Genomic DNA, 18,290 nt, shown 5'->3' on the forward strand with positions numbered 1-18,290 from the left:
GAAAGCTATGGCTAAAGAAGTTGCAGGATTAATAAAATTGCAGATCAAAGGTGGTGCTGCAAATCCTTCACCCCCAGTAGGACCGGCATTAGGGTCTAAAGGGGTTAATATTATGGATTTTTGTAAACAATTCAATGCAAGAACTCAGGATCAGGCTGGAAAAGTAATTCCAGTTGTGATTACAGTTTATTCTGATAGTTCTTTTGAATTTATTACAAAAACTCCTCCCGTTGCTGTTCAAATTCTAGAAGCTGCTAAATTAAAATCTGGTTCTGCTGAATCAAACCGTGTTAAGGTTGGTTCTATTTCTTGGGATAAAGTTCGCGAGATAGCAGAAGGAAAGATGAAAGATTTGAATGCTTTTAAGATAGAAAGCGCCATGAGTATGGTTGCTGGAACAGCAAGAAGTATGGGTGTCACTATTAGTGGTGATAATCCTCTTAATCAATAATTATAAATACTGCAAGTAAAATGGGTAAACTAACAAAAAATAGTAAGTTAGCTTCAGCGAAAGTGGAGACTGGTAAGCTATATTCTATCGACGAAGCAGCAAAGTTGGTTAAGGAGATTACTTTCACCAAATTTGACGCCTCAATGGATATGGATGTTCGCTTAGGAGTTGACCCAAGAAAAGCTAACCAAATGGTTCGTGGTATTGTTACCCTTCCTCATGGTACTGGTAAAGATGTTCGTGTTTTAGTTCTTTGTACTCCTGATAAGGAAGAAGAAGCTAGAGCTGCAGGTGCTGACCATGTTGGCCTTGACGATTATGTTGCCAAGATCAAAGCGGGATGGACTGACATAGATGTTATCATCACCATGCCTACTGTTATGGCAAAAGTTGGTGCTTTAGGACGAGTTTTAGGACCACGCGGTTTAATGCCAAATCCTAAATCTGGTACTGTAACAATGGATATTGCTAAGGCAGTTGCCGAAGTGAAAGCTGGAAAGATTGATTTTAAGGTCGATAAATATGGTATTATTCACTCATCCATTGGTAAAGTATCTTTCGATGTAGATAAAATTCATGAAAATGCTAAGGAGTTTGTTAGCACAATCAATAAATTGAAACCTTCTGCAGCAAAAGGAACTTATATCAAGAGTGTATACCTGTCAAGTACAATGAGCCTTGGTATTCAGGTGGATGTCAAGTCAATTCTTGACTAATTTTAATTTTTAATCAAGACCTTAGTAATCATGAAAAGGGAACAAAAAATTCAGATTATTGATAGCTTGACGGAGGAAATCAACGCTTCAAACCATTTTTATCTTACTGACATCTCAGCAATGAATGCAGAACGTACATCTGCACTGCGTAGAGTATGTTTTGAAAAAGAGGTAAAATTGATTGTAGTGAAGAATACACTTCTTCGAATTGCTTTGGAAAAAGCAGAAGGTGATTTTGAAGGTTTAAATGTAGCACTTAAGGGATCTACTTCTCTTATGTTATCAGAAACCGGAAATTTACCTGCAAAGCTGATCAAAGAGTTCCGTAAGGGACATGATAAACCTAGCCTGAAAGCGGCCTACGTTGAAGAATCGCTTTATATTGGAGACAATGAGTTGGATGCTCTTTGTACAATTAAATCTAAAGAAGAACTTGTTGGTGATATCGTTGCATTGCTTCAATCTCCAATCAAGAACGTTATTTCTTCCTTGGAATCAGGAAAGAATATCCTAGCTGGTGTTGTGAAAACACTTTCAGAAAAAGAGTAATATATTTAGTAAATTAAATTTTAAAAACTGAAGGAAAATGGCAGATTTAAAAAAGTTTGCAGAAGAATTAGTTAATTTGACTGTTAAGGAAGTAAGTGAGTTAGCTACTATTTTGAAAGATGAGTACGGAATTGAGCCAGCTGCTGCTGCTGCTGTTGTTGCAGGTCCTGCTGCAGGTGGTGCTGAAGTTGCTGCTGAACAAACTGAATTCGATGTAATTCTTAAATCAGCAGGTGGTTCTAAACTAGCTGTTGTGAAATTGGTTAAGGAATTAACTGGTCTTGGATTGAAAGAAGCTAAGGCTGCAGTTGATGCTGCACCAGCTCCATTGAAAGAAAAAGTTTCTAAGGAAGAAGCTGAAGCACTAAAAGCACAATTAGAAGAAGCTGGAGCTGAAGTTGAACTTAAATAGAAGCGCTAAAACCTATATATAGGGTTATTTTGGTTTAGAGTTCCTAACCGGGACTCTAAGCCTTTTTGTTGTTTATTATCGTTTAGGTTCAATTAATTTTAAGTAAATGTCTTCAAATACAATTAGTCAAAGAATTAGTTTTACTTCAAATAAAAATCAGCTTGCATATCCTGATTTTTTAGAGGTTCAATTAAAATCTTTTCAAGACTTTTTTCAGCTGGAAACTACCCCGGAGAAAAGAAAGAACGAAGGATTATTTAAGGTATTTAGTGAGAATTTCCCAATTACTGATACTAGAAATAATTTCGTATTGGAGTTTCTCGACTATTTTGTTGATCCACCCCGCTACGCAATCGAAGAATGTATCGAAAGAGGCTTAACTTATAGTGTTCCACTTAAAGCAAAGCTAAAACTTTACTGTACCGATCCAGAACATGAGGATTTTGATACTGTGATTCAGGATGTATATCTTGGAACAGTTCCTTATATGACAGAAAAGGGTACTTTCGTAGTAAACGGAGCAGAACGTGTTGTTGTTTCTCAACTACATCGTTCACCAGGTGTGTTCTTTGGACAAAGTGTACACGCTAACGGAACCAAGTTATATTCTGCCAGAATTATTCCATTTAAAGGTTCTTGGATTGAGTTTGCAACAGACATTAATAATGTGATGTTTGCTTACATTGATCGTAAGAAAAAACTTCCAGTAACTACATTGCTGCGTGCAATTGGTTATGAAAGTGATAAAGAAATTTTAGAAATTTTTGATCTGGCCGATGAAATTAAGGTTTCTAAAACCGGACTCAAAAAAATTGTAGGTCGTAAACTTGCTGCACGTGTTCTTAAGTCGTGGATTGAAGACTTTGTGGATGAAGATACTGGAGAGGTTGTGTCTATTGAACGTAACGAGGTAATTATCGATCGTGAAACAATACTTGAACCAGAACATATAGAAGAAATTCTTGAATCAGGAGCAAAGACTATTTTATTGCATAAAGAAGAGCAAAATCTTGCTGATTATGCAATCATCTATAATACTTTACAGAAAGATCCTTGTAACTCTGAAAAAGAAGCAGTTCTTCACATTTATCGTCAGTTAAGAAATTCTGAGCCACCAGATGAGGCTACAGCTCGAGACGTAATCGATAAATTATTTTTCTCTGATAAGCGTTACGATTTAGGTGACGTTGGTAGATACCGTATCAATAAAAAGTTAGGCTTAAATACGGCTAATGACACTAAGGTATTGACCAAAGAGGATATTATTGAAATTATCAAGTATTTGATAAAATTATTGAATGCACGTACTGATGTTGATGATATTGATCACCTTAGTAATCGTCGCGTTCGTACTGTTGGAGAACAGCTTCATACACAATTTGGTGTTGGTTTGGCTCGTATGGCCCGTACTATTCGAGAGAGAATGAATGTTCGTGACAATGAGGTGTTTACTCCAATTGACTTGATTAATTCAAAAACATTATCTTCTGTTATTAATTCCTTTTTTGGAACTAATGCTTTATCTCAATTCATGGATCAAACGAATCCATTGGCTGAGATAACACACAAAAGAAGAATGTCAGCACTTGGACCAGGAGGTCTTTCTCGTGAAAGAGCAGGTTTTGAGGTTCGAGATGTTCACTATACTCATTATGGACGTTTATGTCCGATTGAAACACCTGAGGGACCGAATATTGGTCTGATTTCATCTTTGTGTGTTTACGCAAAGATTAATAATCTGGGATTTATTGAAACTCCATACCGTACGGTTGTAGATGGAAAGGTTGATTTATCTCTTGAGGGAATAAATTATTTATCGGCTGAAGAGGAAGAAGGGTTAATAATTGCTCAGGCAAATGCACCTATAAATGATGATGGATCTTTTGTTAATGCAAAAGCAAAATCTCGTATGGATGGTGATTTCCCTTTTGAAGAAGTTCATAAGTTGAATTTGATGGACGTTGCTCCGAATCAAATTGCATCTATCGCAGCTTCTTTGATTCCATTCCTTGAGCATGATGATGCTAACCGTGCTTTGATGGGATCTAATATGATGCGTCAGGCAGTACCGGTTATTAGTCCTGAATCGCCTATCGTGGGAACGGGTTTAGAGGCGAATCTTGTAAGAGATTCCAGAACTCAGATTTGTGCCGAAGGAGATGGAGTTATCGAATTTGTTGATGCAACAAAGATTGTAATTGATTACGAGCGTTCAGAGGAAGAAGTTTTTGTGAGTTTTGATGGAAATAGTAAAACCTATTTACTTCCAAAATATGGCAAAACTAATCAGGGAACAACAATGGATCTTAAGCCGATTGTGGCTAAGGGTGATCGTGTTGTTGCAGGTCAGATTCTTACTCAGGGATATGCAACTCAATTAGGTGAGCTTGCTTTGGGGCGTAATCTTAAAGTGGCATTCATGCCTTGGAAAGGTTACAACTACGAGGATGCGATCGTAATTTCTGAACGGATTGTTAAGGATGATGTATTTACTTCTGTTCACGTTGATGAGTATACATTGGAGGTTCGTGATACTAAACGGGGTATGGAGGAGTTAACCTCTGATATTCCTAATGTTAGTGAGGAAGCAACACGAAATCTTGATGAGAATGGATTAATTCGTATCGGGGCAACAGTTGAGCCTGGAGATATATTAATTGGTAAGATTACTCCAAAAGGGGAGTCTGATCCTTCTCCGGAAGAAAAATTGCTTCGTGCTATTTTTGGAGATAAGGCTGGTGATGTAAAGGATGCTTCTTTGAAAGCTTCCCCTTCATTGAGAGGTGTAATTATCAACAAAAAGTTGTTTTCCCGTTCAATGCGTGATCGTAAGTCGAAGCAATCTGATAAGCCGTTAATTGCTAAACTGGATGAAGAATTGGCTAATCAGAAGCATGAATTAAAGATTCGATTGGTTGATAAATTGTTTGTTTTGGTAAATGGTAAAACATCTCAAGGGGTTAAAGATTACTTAAATGTTGATGTAATCACCAAAGGGGTTAAGTTTACTCAGAAGCTTTTGACGGATATCAACTACATGGAAATAAATCCTAGTAAGTGGACTACTGATAAAGACAAGAACGATACAATTAAGAAATTACTGCACAATTACATCATCAAGTACAAAGAACTTGACGGTGCTAACAAGCGTAAGAAATATAATGTTACTATTGGAGATGAAATGCCTGCAGGTATTATTCAGATGGCTAAAGTTTATGTGGCCAAGAAGCGTAAGCTCCAAATTGGTGATAAAATGGCAGGTCGACATGGTAACAAAGGTATTGTATCACGTGTAGTTCGTGAAGAAGATATGCCTTTCCTTGAAGACGGAACCACGGTGGATATTTGTTTGAATCCGCTTGGTGTGCCTTCCCGTATGAACCTTGGTCAGGTATTTGAAACTGTACTAGGTTGGGCAGGAAAAGAACTAGGATTGAAATTTGCTACACCTATCTTTGATGGTGCATCTTTGGATCAAATCACTGAATATACTGATAGAGCTGGAGTTCCAGCTTTTGGTAAAGCTTATTTACACGATGGTGGTACCGGACTTAGATTCGATCAGCCAGCAACAGTAGGTATTATTTACATGCTGAAACTGGGTCACATGGTTGATGATAAAATGCACGCACGTTCTATCGGACCTTATTCATTGATTACGCAGCAACCTCTAGGAGGTAAGGCTCAGTTTGGTGGTCAGCGTTTTGGAGAGATGGAGGTTTGGGCTCTTGAGGCCTTTGGTGCGGCTCATATCTTACAGGAAATCCTTACCGTTAAGTCGGATGATGTAGTGGGTAGAGCGAAAGCTTACGAAGCTATTGTTAAGGGTGACCCAATGCCTAGTCCTGGAATACCAGAATCTCTTAATGTATTATTGCATGAACTAAGAGGTTTAGGGTTGAGCGTTAAATTAGTATAAGCCTTATTATAAAGCGAATGTTGGGTTTCCCGGCATTCGCCTTGCTTGAAACAAAATTGTTAATTTCCTAATTTTCAACATATGGCATTCAGAAGAGATAACAAAGTAAAGAGTAGTTTTACAAAAATCTCTATCAGTCTCGCTTCTCCGGAAGAGATCTTAGAAAGATCCAGTGGTGAAGTTTTAAAGCCTGAAACCATCAACTATCGTACTTATAAGCCAGAACGCGACGGATTATTCTGTGAAAGAATTTTCGGTCCTGTAAAAGATTATGAGTGCCATTGTGGTAAATACAAACGAATCCGATACAGAGGAATTGTTTGTGACCGGTGTGGTGTTGAGGTAACCGAGAAAAAGGTTAGACGTGAACGAATGGGACACATTCAATTGGTCGTACCTGTTGCCCACATTTGGTATTTTAAGTCGTTGCCAAATAAAATAGGTTACCTTTTAGGTTTACCTACTAAAAAGCTTGATTCTATTATTTACTACGAAAGATACGTAGTAATTAATGCAGGAATTAAAGCGGCTGACGGAATTAAATACCTTGATTTCCTTACAGAAGAGGAATATCTTGATATTATTGATGAATTACCTGCAGATCAGCAGCATCTTGATGATGATGATCCAAATAAATTCATCGCTCAAATGGGGGCGAATGCTTTATTTAGCCTTTTAGCCCGTTTGGATCTTGACGCTCTTTCTTATGATTTGCGTCATAAAGCAAATACTGAAACTTCTCAGCAACGTAAAAATGAAGCTTTAAAAAGACTTCAGGTTACTGAATCTTTCCGCGAATCACAAGGAGTAAATCGTCCTGAATGGATGATTGTTAAAGTTGTTCCTGTAATTCCACCGGAATTGCGTCCTTTGGTTCCATTGGATGGTGGTCGTTTTGCAACTTCCGATTTGAATGATTTGTACAGAAGAGTTATCATCCGTAACAATCGTTTAAAAAGACTTATTGAAATCAAAGCACCCGAAGTAATCCTTCGAAATGAGAAGCGTATGCTTCAGGAAGCTGTTGATTCATTATTTGATAATTCGCGTAAATCTAATGCTGTTAAGACTGAAAATAATCGTCCGCTTAAATCACTTTCAGATTCGTTGAAAGGTAAGCAAGGTCGTTTCCGTCAAAACTTATTGGGTAAGCGTGTTGATTACTCTGCACGTTCGGTAATTGTTGTTGGACCTGATTTGAAAATGCACGAATGTGGTTTGCCTAAAGATATGGCCGCCGAGCTTTATAAGCCATTCGTTATTCGAAAATTGATCGAACGAGGTATCGTTAAAACAGTAAAGTCAGCTAAGAAGATTGTTGATCGTAAAGATCCTGTTGTTTGGGACATTCTTGAGAATGTACTTAAAGGACATCCGGTTCTTCTTAACCGTGCTCCTACTCTTCACCGTTTAGGTATTCAGTCATTTCAGCCTAAGCTGATTGAAGGAAAAGCAATTCGTTTGCATCCATTAGCATGTACTGGTTTTAATGCGGATTTTGATGGTGACCAGATGGCGGTACATTTGCCTTTAGGTAATGAAGCGATTTTGGAAGCCCAAATGCTAATGTTGTGTTCTCACAATATTTTGAATCCTGCTAATGGTGCACCGGTAACAGTTCCTTCTCAGGATATGGTACTTGGATTGTATTACATTACCAAGGCACGAAAAGGTGGTAAAGGAGAAGGTTTAAGTTTTTACTCAGCAGAAGAAGCGATGATCGCTTTTAATGAGAAAGCTGTTGATCTTCACAGTCAGATTAAAGTAAAAGTTAAAGATTTAAATGAGAATGATGAATTAGTTGATACAACAGTAGAAACTACTATCGGTCGAATCATTTTAAATGAAGCAACTCCTGAGGGGGCAGGTTTTATTAATCAATTGATTACTAAAAAGGCATTACGGGATATTATTGGATTTATTTTCAAGAAATGTGGAGTACATGCATGTGCCAATTTCCTTGATGATATCAAAGATCTGGGATATCTAAAAGCTTTTGAAGGTGGATTATCATTTAACCTTTCTGATGTTACAGTACCTGAAGAAAAAGAAGCTTTAGTAGCTGATGGTTATGCTCAAGTTGAAGAGGTGTTGAGTAACTACAACATGGGTTTCATCACGAATAATGAGCGTTACAATCAGATTATTGATATTTGGACGCATGTTAATGCGAACCTTACTCAAACCTTGATGACACAATTGGCTGATGATAATCAGGGATTCAACTCTGTTTATATGATGCTTGACTCAGGAGCTCGTGGATCCAGAGAACAGATTCGTCAGCTTGGTGGTATGAGGGGATTGATGGCTAAGCCTCAGAAGTCCGGTGCTACAGGAGGGCAGATTATTGAAAATCCAATTCTTTCCAACTTTAAGGAAGGTTTGTCAGTTCTTGAGTACTTTATTTCAACTCACGGTGCTCGTAAAGGTTTGGCGGATACGGCTCTTAAGACGGCTGATGCAGGATACTTAACCCGTCGTTTGGTTGATGTGGCACAAGATGTTATTATCAACGAACAAGATTGTGGTACTTTGCGTGGGCTTACGACTGCGGCTATTAAAAATCAGGAAGAGGTTGTTGCTTCCTTGTTCGAGAGATTGCTTGGTAGAACTACAGTACATGATATTTTCCATCCTATATCAGGTCAATTGATTGTTGAGGCAGGTGAGGAAATAACAGAAGAAATTGCCCAGCAAATTGAGAATTCGCCGATTGAAAAAGTGGAAATTCGTTCTGTATTAACTTGTGAGTCTAAGCGGGGTGTATGTGCAAAATGTTATGGACGTAATCTGGCAACAGGTATAGCTGTTCAAAAAGGGGAAGCTGTTGGTGTAATTGCCGCTCAATCTATTGGAGAGCCGGGAACACAGCTTACGCTTCGTACTTTCCACGTAGGGGGTACTGCGGGTAACACTTCTGCAGAGAATTCTGTTGTATCCAAATACAATGGTTATGCTGTGTTTGATGAGTTGCGTACTGTTGAATACAAAAGTGATGACAATAAAAAGTACGATGTTGTTATTGGTCGTTTGGCTGAATTACGTATTGTTGATAGAAATACCAATATTACATTAACAACACATACAATACCATATGGATCTAAATTATACATTAAGGATGGTCAGGATGTTAAAATAGATGATCTTCTTTGTGAATGGGATCCATACAATGCAATGATTATTACTGAATTTACAGGAAAGGTTTCATTTGACAATTTGATTGAAGGGATTACTTTTAGTCAAGAATCTGATGAGGCAACAGGTTTTGCTGAAAAAGTAGTAATTGAATCCAAAGACAAAACGAAAAATGCTGGGGTTAAGATTTTAAATTCCAAAGGGGATGTTTTAAAATCGTACAATTTACCGGTAGGTGCTCACGTTTCTGTATCTGAAGGTGAAATGGTGTTGGCAGGTCAGTCATTGGTTAAAATTCCAAGAGCTGTTGGTAAAGCTGGTGATATTACCGGTGGACTTCCAAGGGTGACTGAGTTGTTCGAGGCTCGTAATCCTTCTAATCCTGCTGTAGTTTCGGAGGTAGACGGAGAGATTAGTTTCGGAAAAATTAAGCGTGGTAATCGTGAAGTTATCGTTACAACCAAAGGAGAAGATGTTAGAAAGTATTTAGTACCTCTTTCAAGACAAATTCTTGTTCAGGAGAACGATTATGTAAGAGCTGGAACTCCATTATCTGATGGTGCTACAACTCCTGCTGATATTCTTGCGATTAAAGGACCAACCAAAGTACAGGAATATATCGTTAATGAAGTTCAGGATGTATATCGTATGCAGGGTGTGAAGATTAACGACAAGCATTTTGAGATTATCGTTCGTCAGATGATGCGTAAGGTTATTATTGATGATCAAGGAGATACAAGATTCCTGGAAAAACAAATTATCGATAAAATGGCTATCATGGCAGAAAATGATGAAATTTTCGGTAAGAAAGTGGTTGTTGATGGTGGTGATTCAGAAGAGTTGAAAGCTGGAATGATTGTTACTTCTAGAAAACTGAGAGATGTTAACTCAGTGTTGAGAAGAAGAGACTTGAAACTAGTTGACGCTCGTGATGCAATTCCTGCAACATCTACTCAGATTCTTCAAGGGATTACCCGTGCGGCACTTCAAACTAAGAGTTTTATCTCAGCGGCTTCCTTCCAGGAAACAACTAAGGTTCTTAACGAAGCTGCAATTAGCGGTAAAGTTGATAATCTTGAAGGTTTGAAAGAGAATGTAATTTGTGGTCACCTTATTCCTGCAGGTACTGGTTTACGCGAGTACAAGGATATAGTTGTTGGTGCAAAAGCTGAATACGAAAAACTGTTAGATTCTAAGTCAAGAGAATATTAAGAGTTCCTCTAAGTTATATAAAGGGTGTTTTCAATTGAAAACACCCTTTTTATTTATCTATTTAATCGGAATAGGGAATATTTTCATAATTTAGCAGGAAGACAAATTATTTAATTATAAAATACAATCATGAACGATAAAAAACAATCGAACCAAATAGATATTCAATTGAAGGAAGATGTTGCGCAGGGAACTTATTCAAACCTTGCCGTTATAACTCATTCCAGCTCAGAATTTGTTGTCGATTTTGTGAGAATTATGCCTGGAATTCCAAAAGCTGATGTTAAATCACGAATCATACTTACACCAGAGCATGCAAAGAGATTGATGCTGGCTTTACAAGATAACATTCGAAAATTTGAATCGCTTCATGGAGCGATAAAAATTGAAGACAACCATGGACCACAGGGTACTGTGATGCCTATGGGTTTTGGTCCCACCGGACAAGCGTAATAAAGCCTATAAATAAAAACCGGAAAATTGGTGTAATTTTCCGGTTTCGTTATTATTTAAGATATGTGGTTAAATTATTTGTTGGCTTTTTAATGGTCTTTTGTTTGTTACTTATCAGAAACCAAATAAATATTGAACTTGCTATGAATATTCCCAATAGAATACCCAATTGAGTGTTTATTGCAAGACCTCCATTTTTGTTGGGAGCAACCAACAAATAAGTAAAGCATATTGCAGTCATAAATAGAGCCGGAATACTTAAAGGTAAATGATTTTTACCTTCTTTAGCTAAATACATAGCGGCAGTCCATAACATCACCATAGAGAGAATTTGGTTGGATAAGCCCAGATATTTCCAAATGGTAGAAAACTCAAGTTGAGATAATATAAATCCAAGAGCAAACAGTGGGATTGATACTAGTAATCTGTTTTTTATTGATTTTTGGTTGTAGCTAAAGATATCAGCGATTGTAAGTCGGGCACTTCTAAATGCCGTGTCACCCGTTGTAATCGGACATGCAATTACTCCAATAATTGCGAAAATTGCTCCTGTTTTTCCCAGCCAGGTATTGCAAATTTCATTAACAATCCAAGCAGGATTGTGTCCGGAAGAAATGGCAGCATTTAATTCGTTGGCGTTGCCAAAGAAGTTCATCGCGGCAGTAGCCCAAATGATTGCAACAATTCCCTCTGCAATCATGGCTCCATAAAATACAGGCCGCCCAAAACTTTCCTTTTTCATACAACGGGCCATCATTGGCGATTGGGTGGAATGAAATCCTGAAATGGCACCACAGGAAATTACGATAAACATCATTGGATATAGTATGTTTTGTGTGGGATTTACATGAAGATTTTTTAGTTCTCTAAATGATATTTCATTCAATATTAAAGCTCCTGTTGCACTTTTGAAAATCATTATACCAGCTATACTTACTGCCATCAGCAACAATGCGAATCCAAAAAGAGGATAAATTTTACCGATAATTTTATTAATTGGCAGTAGAGTAGCAAGAAGATAATATGCGAATATTCCATAAAGCCACCAGTTTAGACCACCTCCGGTAAAATCAGTGAGTAATCCTGCAGGACCGGTTACGAAAGCCACACCAACAAATAAGAGTAGTAAGATTGTGAAAATCCTTATGAAATTTTGAATGCCAGAGCCTAAATATTTGCCAACGATCTCAGGAAGACTGGCTCCTTCGCTTCTGATGGAAAGCATACCTGAAAAATAATCATGGCTCGCTCCCATAAATATGCATCCCAAAACAATCCAAATATATGAAATGGGTCCATACATGGCTCCTAAAATTGCACCGAAAATTGGCCCTAACCCTGCAATGTTTAGAAATTGAATGGTAAACATTTTCCAGGTTGGCATGGGTATAAAATCAACACCGTCTTCCAGTCTGACTGCCGGAGTTTTTATCCTGTCATTAGCACCGAAAAATCGTTCGATAAATTTACCGTAGAAAATGTATCCAAGTATTAATGCCAAAATTGCACTTAAAAATGTAATCATATTTTGTAATCTTATTTATTCAAACAAATTTAAAATGAAATACTATTTCATCGATAGTAAAGAGTCATAAGTTGTATTTTTTTTTTCCGGATATCCGAATGGCGGATTGACAAAAGAAATTTAGATTTGAAGAGTTTTGGTTCAAATTGGTAATGAAATGAAACGTTATCATTGGGAAAATATAAAAAAATGTTGAGTTATTTGTCATCGGGATGTTTGTGATGTGTGTTTAACCGTTAATATATCAATTCATTGCGATCATTTTAACCATCACTAGGACTTGATTGTTTTTTACGAATAGCACCTGTTGTGTAACTCGCAATCTAGATTTGTTTTAAGTACTCTAATCTTTATATTTGCTAATCTCTGATTTTGAGAAATTCAATCATTTTGGAGCAAACCTGAATAAGGAAATATGAATTAGTGATTTGATGATTTATCTAACTTGGACAATTACATACATGTAGTTTGAAAATAAGTTTTTGTATAAATCTGAATTAGTTACAGATGTTAAAATAGATATTACAATGAAAGGATTAAAAATTGTTGTTCTTGCTAAGCAGGTTCCCGATACCAGAAATGTTGGGAAGGATGCGATGAAAGCTGATGGAACCGTGAATAGAGCTGTATTACCAGCGATCTTCAATCCTGAAGATTTAAATGCACTTGAGCAAGCGTTGCGTTTGAAAGATAAGTACCCTGGAACAGAAGTTACTCTTTTAACAATGGGACCTGGCAGAGCCGCCGAAATTATCCGTGAAGGTCTTTATCGTGGTGCTGATAATGGAATACTTTTATCGGATCGTGCTTTTGCCGGTTCTGATACATTGGCAACTTCTTATGCTCTTTCTTGTACCCTAAAAAAAATGGGTGAAATTGATATTATTATTGCAGGCCGTCAGGCAATCGATGGAGATACTGCTCAGGTTGGACCTCAGGTAGCTGAGAAATTGGGATTTCCTCAAATTACTTATGCTGAGGAAGTAGTTTCTGTAGAAAAAGGAAAAATTGTAATTAAACGCCGTTTAGAGCGTGGTGTTGAGACTGTAGAGGGAACTTTACCTATGGTGGTAACAGTAAACGCTTCAGCTCCTGAGTGTCGTCCGCGAAATGCTAAATATGTAATGAAATACAAGCATGCCAGAGCTGTTTCCGAAATGCAGAATGCTGATGAAGATTACATCCTGTTGCACAACAACCGTCCTTATTTGAATATTGGCGAATGGAGTGTAAATGATATCGAAACTAAAGCAGAAGAGCTTGGTTTAACTGGATCTCCTACAAAGGTAAAGGCTATTGAAAATGTAGTTTTTCAAGCTAAAGAGGCTAAAGTTCTTGAGCCAACTGATGCTGATATGGGTGAATTAATGAAAGAATTAATCGCTAACCATACCATCGGATAGCAGTTAACCAGATTGCAGTTACCAGTTACCGGTTGTCAGTTGTTTTTACACTGTTCACTGTATACTGATTGCTGTCCTCTGTAAAAGTGGAATTTAAAAAATTGAAACCGTGAACAACGTATTTGTATATTGTGAAATAGAAGAGGGACAGGTTGCAGATGTAAGCCTTGAACTTTTAACCAAAGGTCGAAAACTAGCTGACGATTTAAAGTGTGAGTTGGAAGCTATCGTAATTGGAGCTGACCTTAAAGGTGTTGAGAAGCAGATTATGCCTTATGGTGTGGATACCATTTGGATTGCCAGTGATAAGCGTTTGTATCCTTACACTACATTGCCTCACACATCAATTATTGTGAAATTATTCGGGGAAGAAAAACCGCAGATTGCTTTGATGGGTGCTACAAGTATTGGTCGTGATTTAGGGCCTCGTGTCTCTTCAGCTCTTCATTCAGGTTTAACTGCTGATTGTACCAGTTTGATTATTGGTGATCATGAAGACAAGAAGAACAACAAAGTATATAAGGATTTATTGTACCAAATTCGTCCGGCTTTTGGAGGAAATATTGTAGCTACAATCATCAATCCTGATTGTCGTCCGCAGATGGCTACCGTTCGTGAAGGTGTGATGAAAAAGGAAATCCGATCGGAAGCTTACAAAGGAAAAGTAAAGCAGCTTGACGTAGAGAAATATGTAAGCGCTGAAGATTTTGTAGTGAAGGTGATTGAGCGTCATATGGAAGCTTCAAAAGTGAACATTAAAAACGCAGGTATTATTATCGCTGGAGGTTACGGTGTTGGTTCCAAAGAGAATTTTGATAAATTGTATGAATTAGCTGATGTTATTGGTGCAGAAGTTGGTGCTTCCCGTGCTGCTGTTGATGCTGGTTATGCATCTCATGAACGGCAAATTGGACAAACTGGTGTTACTGTTCGTCCTAAACTATATATTGCCTGCGGTATTTCGGGGCAGATTCAGCATACTGCCGGTATGGAAGAATCCTCGATGGTAATTGCTATTAATACCGATAAGAATGCACCAATAAACAATTTTGCCGACTATATAATTACTGGTGATATTGCTGATGTGATTCCAAAAATGATTAAGCAATACAAAGAAAACACCAAGTAAGAAACCTATTTAAGGTAATGGTGTTCGCTAACCGCTTTAATTTTAACAAAAAACATCCAAAGAAATGGCTAATTTCTATAATGATAATGATGATTTGAAGTTCCACTTGGATCATCCTTTAATGAAAAAAATTGTTGCCCTTAAAGAGCGCAACTTCGAAGATAAAGAAACATATGATTATGCTCCTCTCGATTTTGAGGATGCAATGGATTCTTACGATCGCACCCTGGAAATTGTAGGTGAGATTTGTGGAGATATCATTGATCCTAATGCAGAGAGTGTTGATCAGGAAGGACCAAAAGTTGTTAACGATCGTGTAATTTACGCAAGAGGAACACAAGAAAACCATGACGCTTTAACAAAAGCGGGTCTAATTGGAATGAGCTTGCCGCGTGAATATGATGGATTGAATTTTCCTTTGGTACCTTACGTAATGGCTGCAGAGTTGGTATCTCGTGCAGATGCTGGTTTTGCAAATATTTGGGGGCTTCAGGATTGTGCTGAAACAATTCATGAATTTGCTTCGAAAGAGCAAAAAATGGATTACTTGCCACGTTTTGCCAAAGGAGCAACTGCGGCTATGGATTTAACTGAGCCGGATGCAGGTTCTGATTTGCAGGCAGTTCAATTAAAAGCTACATATAATGCCAAAGAAGATCAGTGGTATTTAGATGGTGTTAAACGATTCATTACCAATGGTGATGGTGAGGTTGCATTAGTTTTAGCCCGTTCAGAAGAAGGAACTAACGATGGTCGTGGTTTGTCTATGTTTATTTACGACAAAAAACACATGGCTGTTAAGGTTCGCCGTATCGAGCACAAAATGGGTATTATTGGATCTCCTACCTGTGAGTTGGTATTTACTCATGCCCCTGCCGAATTGGTGGGAGACCGTAAAATGGGATTGATCAAATATGTAATGTCATTAATGAATGGCGCGCGTTTAGGTGTTGGTGCTCAATCCGTAGGTATTGCAGAAGCTGCATATCGTGAAGGTTTGGCATATGCTAAGGAACGTCGTCAGTTTGGCAAAGCAATTATTAAATTTCCAGCCGTTTACGAAATGTTGACCAATATGGAGGCGAAGTTGAATGCTTCCCGTTCCATGTTGTATGAAACATGTCGTATGGTTGATGTTTACAAGTGTTACTACCATATCTCTCAGGATCGTTCTTTGGATAAGGATGAGAGAAATGAGATGAAGAAGTACCAAAAAATTGCTGATGTACTGACTCCAATGTTGAAATTATTTGCATCGGAGTATTGTAATCAAATTGCTTACGATTCATTACAGATTCATGCTGGTTCGGGTTACATGAAAGATTACCCAATTGAGCGTTTGGTGCGTGATGCCCGTATCACGAATATTTATGAAGGAACATCTCAGTTACAGGTTGTTGCAGCTGTTCGCGGAGTTACAACTGGTCAGTACCTAGCTCAAATTAAAGATTACGAAGCTTCTGATTTAAATCCACAATTGGAATATATTAGAACTATGCTTAAAGGCATGACTGAGCAATATGAGAAAGCTGTTGCCAAGGTTACTGCGATTAATGCAACTGCAGATCACAACGATTTCTTAGATTTTCATGCACGTCGTTTGGTAGAAATGGCTGGATATATTGTTATGGGATATCTTACTTTATTGGATACAACACGTAATGATAAATACCAAGAGTCATGTGAAGTTTATGTGAAAATGGGAAAATCAGTTTGCGCTGGTCACTTGGATTACATTCAAAATTCAGATTTGAAAGACTTAGGTATTTTCAAAAAATAAGACCTAAACTAATTATAATAGCGGAAGTTCCTTTAACAGGGGCTTCCGTTTTTTTTGTCTTTAATTTTATGAAGTGGAAGAATTACCCGTATTTGCAATCGTATCATAGCCATGTTAATTTTTCGTTAAGTCGAATTAACGTTTATTTAAAACATTTAAGAGTGTGACATCTAAGAAAGGAATTAGTTTTGCCGTCAGTTATTAAGAAAATATGTCGACTTAATTGCGAAAAAATTACATACTACTAAAACAAACCAAATGAAAGGAAAAAAATTATTAATTGGTGCAATAGCATTGTTTATAGGTTTTACAGTTGCAGCCCAGGATAAAGCAGATTTTACGCCATCAGGAAAAGTGAATGGTAAAGTGTTCTTTAACTATCATTACGATATGTCAAAAGGAACAGAAAAAGAAAGCAGCTTCGAAATTAAGAGAGCTTACTTTGGGTACGATTATAGTATTGCAAAAGGATTAAAAGCGAGTATCACTCTTGATGTCGATAAAAATGATGGTGGTAGTGATTATACAGTTTTTCTTAAGAAAGCTCAATTGGAGTGGAAAGCATCTTCTGCAGTAAAAGTTTCTTTAGGTATGATTGGTACCGTTCAGTTTTCAGATCAGGAAAGCTTTTGGGGATATCGTTACATTATGAAATCATTTAACGATGAATATGGTTTTGGATCGAGCGCTGATTTAGGGATAAAAGCTAATTTTAAGCTAAGTGATTCTTTTTCTGCAAATGCATTTGTAATTAATGGTGAAGGATATAAAAAAGTGCAGGATGAAGATGGAAAACAAAAAGTAGGAGCAAGTCTACTCTATCAGAACAAGGGCTTAATCGCAAAAGTGTATGCCGATGCGAATACAACAACTGTTGTTGGTGAAGGAGGAAGTGAAGAAGATGTAACAGTAACAGCTTTAGCTACTTTTGTTGGCTATAAATTTTCTGAAAAATTTAGATTGGCCGCAGAATATAATCAATTGATTAATGGAACTAAATATTCAAGTGCTGCGGACAATCACGATTTGGAGGGAATGTCGGTTTATTCAACTTATACATTTGATAAGAAATGGGAAGTATTTGGAAGATATGATTACTTAACTTCAAACACTTTACAAGGAGAGACTGAGAAGTGGAATTTATCAAAAAATGGGAGTGCCATCACTGCAGGTGTTCAGTATGCACCAGCGAAAGGTGTTAAAATGGCATTCAATTACCAAGGATTCATGAAAAAAGAATCTGCTTCGAACGACAACTCAATGGTATACGTAAACTTTGAGTTTAAATTCTAAAAATAAAATATAATTTTGTTGTATACGAAAGACCGCTCTTGAGCGGTCTTTTTTTGTCTTCTTTTTTGATTGTTTACTATATCTAACATTGTGTTTTTTGATCTTGATTAATATATGGAGTTGATTTGAATGTTGAATTTTTAGGATTACCTCTTTATATTAAAGAAATATTACTGAAATTTTTAAATGAAGATATTTTTAGGTTATTATTATTATTATGAGTGTTGTTTATTTTGAATTGTTTGTTATAATCATAAAGTGAAAGTACAGTATATGTGTATTGTTGACTGATTAGTAGATGTTTACATGTTTC

At 37.2% G+C, this 18,290-nt stretch carries 12 protein-coding genes; 11 read left to right on the top strand and 1 reads right to left on the bottom strand.

Translation table 11 applies throughout. From position 1 onward, the window contains the following. Window positions 1-7: 7 nt before the first annotated feature. The 7 genes from rplK (at window position 8) to ACKU4N_RS04975 (ending at window position 10,847) form a co-directional block, all read left to right on the top strand. Window positions 8-451: a 50S ribosomal protein L11 gene (gene rplK, locus ACKU4N_RS04945; protein ID WP_321321148.1), complete on the top strand. Its 444-nt coding sequence runs from the start codon at window positions 8-10 to the stop codon at window positions 449-451. Between the two features lie 20 nt (window positions 452-471). After that, window positions 472-1,167, top strand: coding sequence for a 50S ribosomal protein L1 (rplA, locus tag ACKU4N_RS04950; protein ID WP_321321151.1), 696 nt, complete (start codon window positions 472-474; stop codon window positions 1,165-1,167). Between the two features lie 30 nt (window positions 1,168-1,197). Beyond that, window positions 1,198-1,716, top strand: coding sequence for a 50S ribosomal protein L10 (gene rplJ, locus ACKU4N_RS04955; protein ID WP_321321153.1), 519 nt, complete (start codon window positions 1,198-1,200; stop codon window positions 1,714-1,716). A 37-nt stretch (window positions 1,717-1,753) separates the two neighbouring features. Next, on the top strand, window positions 1,754-2,128 hold the full coding sequence (rplL, locus tag ACKU4N_RS04960) for a 50S ribosomal protein L7/L12 (RefSeq protein WP_321321156.1): 375 nt from the start codon (window positions 1,754-1,756) through the stop codon (window positions 2,126-2,128). Between the two features lie 106 nt (window positions 2,129-2,234). Next, window positions 2,235-6,047 carry a DNA-directed RNA polymerase subunit beta gene (gene rpoB, locus ACKU4N_RS04965; protein WP_321321158.1) on the top strand — a complete coding sequence of 1,271 codons (3,813 nt, stop codon included), beginning with the start codon at window positions 2,235-2,237 and terminating at the stop codon, window positions 6,045-6,047. A gap of 81 nt (window positions 6,048-6,128) precedes the next feature. After that, the gene (gene rpoC, locus ACKU4N_RS04970; protein ID WP_321321160.1) at window positions 6,129-10,394 is read left to right on the top strand and encodes a DNA-directed RNA polymerase subunit beta'; all 4,266 of its coding nucleotides are present in this window, start codon (window positions 6,129-6,131) and stop codon (window positions 10,392-10,394) included. Between the two features lie 129 nt (window positions 10,395-10,523). Next, window positions 10,524-10,847: a DUF3467 domain-containing protein gene (locus tag ACKU4N_RS04975; RefSeq protein ID WP_321321162.1), complete on the top strand. Its 324-nt coding sequence runs from the start codon at window positions 10,524-10,526 to the stop codon at window positions 10,845-10,847. Window positions 10,848-10,899: 52 nt separating this feature from the next. On the opposite strand, the gene ACKU4N_RS04980 is transcribed toward ACKU4N_RS04975, so the two are convergent. After that, window positions 10,900-12,372, bottom strand: a complete 1,473-nt coding sequence (locus ACKU4N_RS04980) for a carbon starvation CstA family protein (protein WP_321321164.1) — start codon at window positions 12,370-12,372, stop codon at window positions 10,900-10,902. 527 nt (window positions 12,373-12,899) lie between these two features. Between ACKU4N_RS04980 and ACKU4N_RS04985 the strand changes: the two genes are divergently transcribed. From ACKU4N_RS04985 to ACKU4N_RS05000, 4 genes are all read left to right on the top strand, one after another. Next, window positions 12,900-13,775: an electron transfer flavoprotein subunit beta/FixA family protein gene (locus tag ACKU4N_RS04985; RefSeq protein WP_321321167.1), complete on the top strand. Its 876-nt coding sequence runs from the start codon at window positions 12,900-12,902 to the stop codon at window positions 13,773-13,775. A 109-nt stretch (window positions 13,776-13,884) separates the two neighbouring features. Next, window positions 13,885-14,904: an electron transfer flavoprotein subunit alpha/FixB family protein gene (locus ACKU4N_RS04990; protein ID WP_321321169.1), complete on the top strand. Its 1,020-nt coding sequence runs from the start codon at window positions 13,885-13,887 to the stop codon at window positions 14,902-14,904. A 64-nt stretch (window positions 14,905-14,968) separates the two neighbouring features. Continuing rightward, complete coding sequence (locus ACKU4N_RS04995; RefSeq protein WP_321321171.1) at window positions 14,969-16,684, top strand: acyl-CoA dehydrogenase family protein; 1,716 nt, start codon at window positions 14,969-14,971, stop codon at window positions 16,682-16,684. A 258-nt stretch (window positions 16,685-16,942) separates the two neighbouring features. Next, window positions 16,943-17,977 carry a putative porin gene (locus ACKU4N_RS05000; RefSeq protein WP_321321173.1) on the top strand — a complete coding sequence of 345 codons (1,035 nt, stop codon included), beginning with the start codon at window positions 16,943-16,945 and terminating at the stop codon, window positions 17,975-17,977. Window positions 17,978-18,290 lie beyond the last annotated feature (313 nt).

The organism is Labilibaculum sp. (genome assembly GCF_963664555.1).
Lineage (GTDB): Bacteria > Bacteroidota > Bacteroidia > Bacteroidales > Marinifilaceae > Labilibaculum.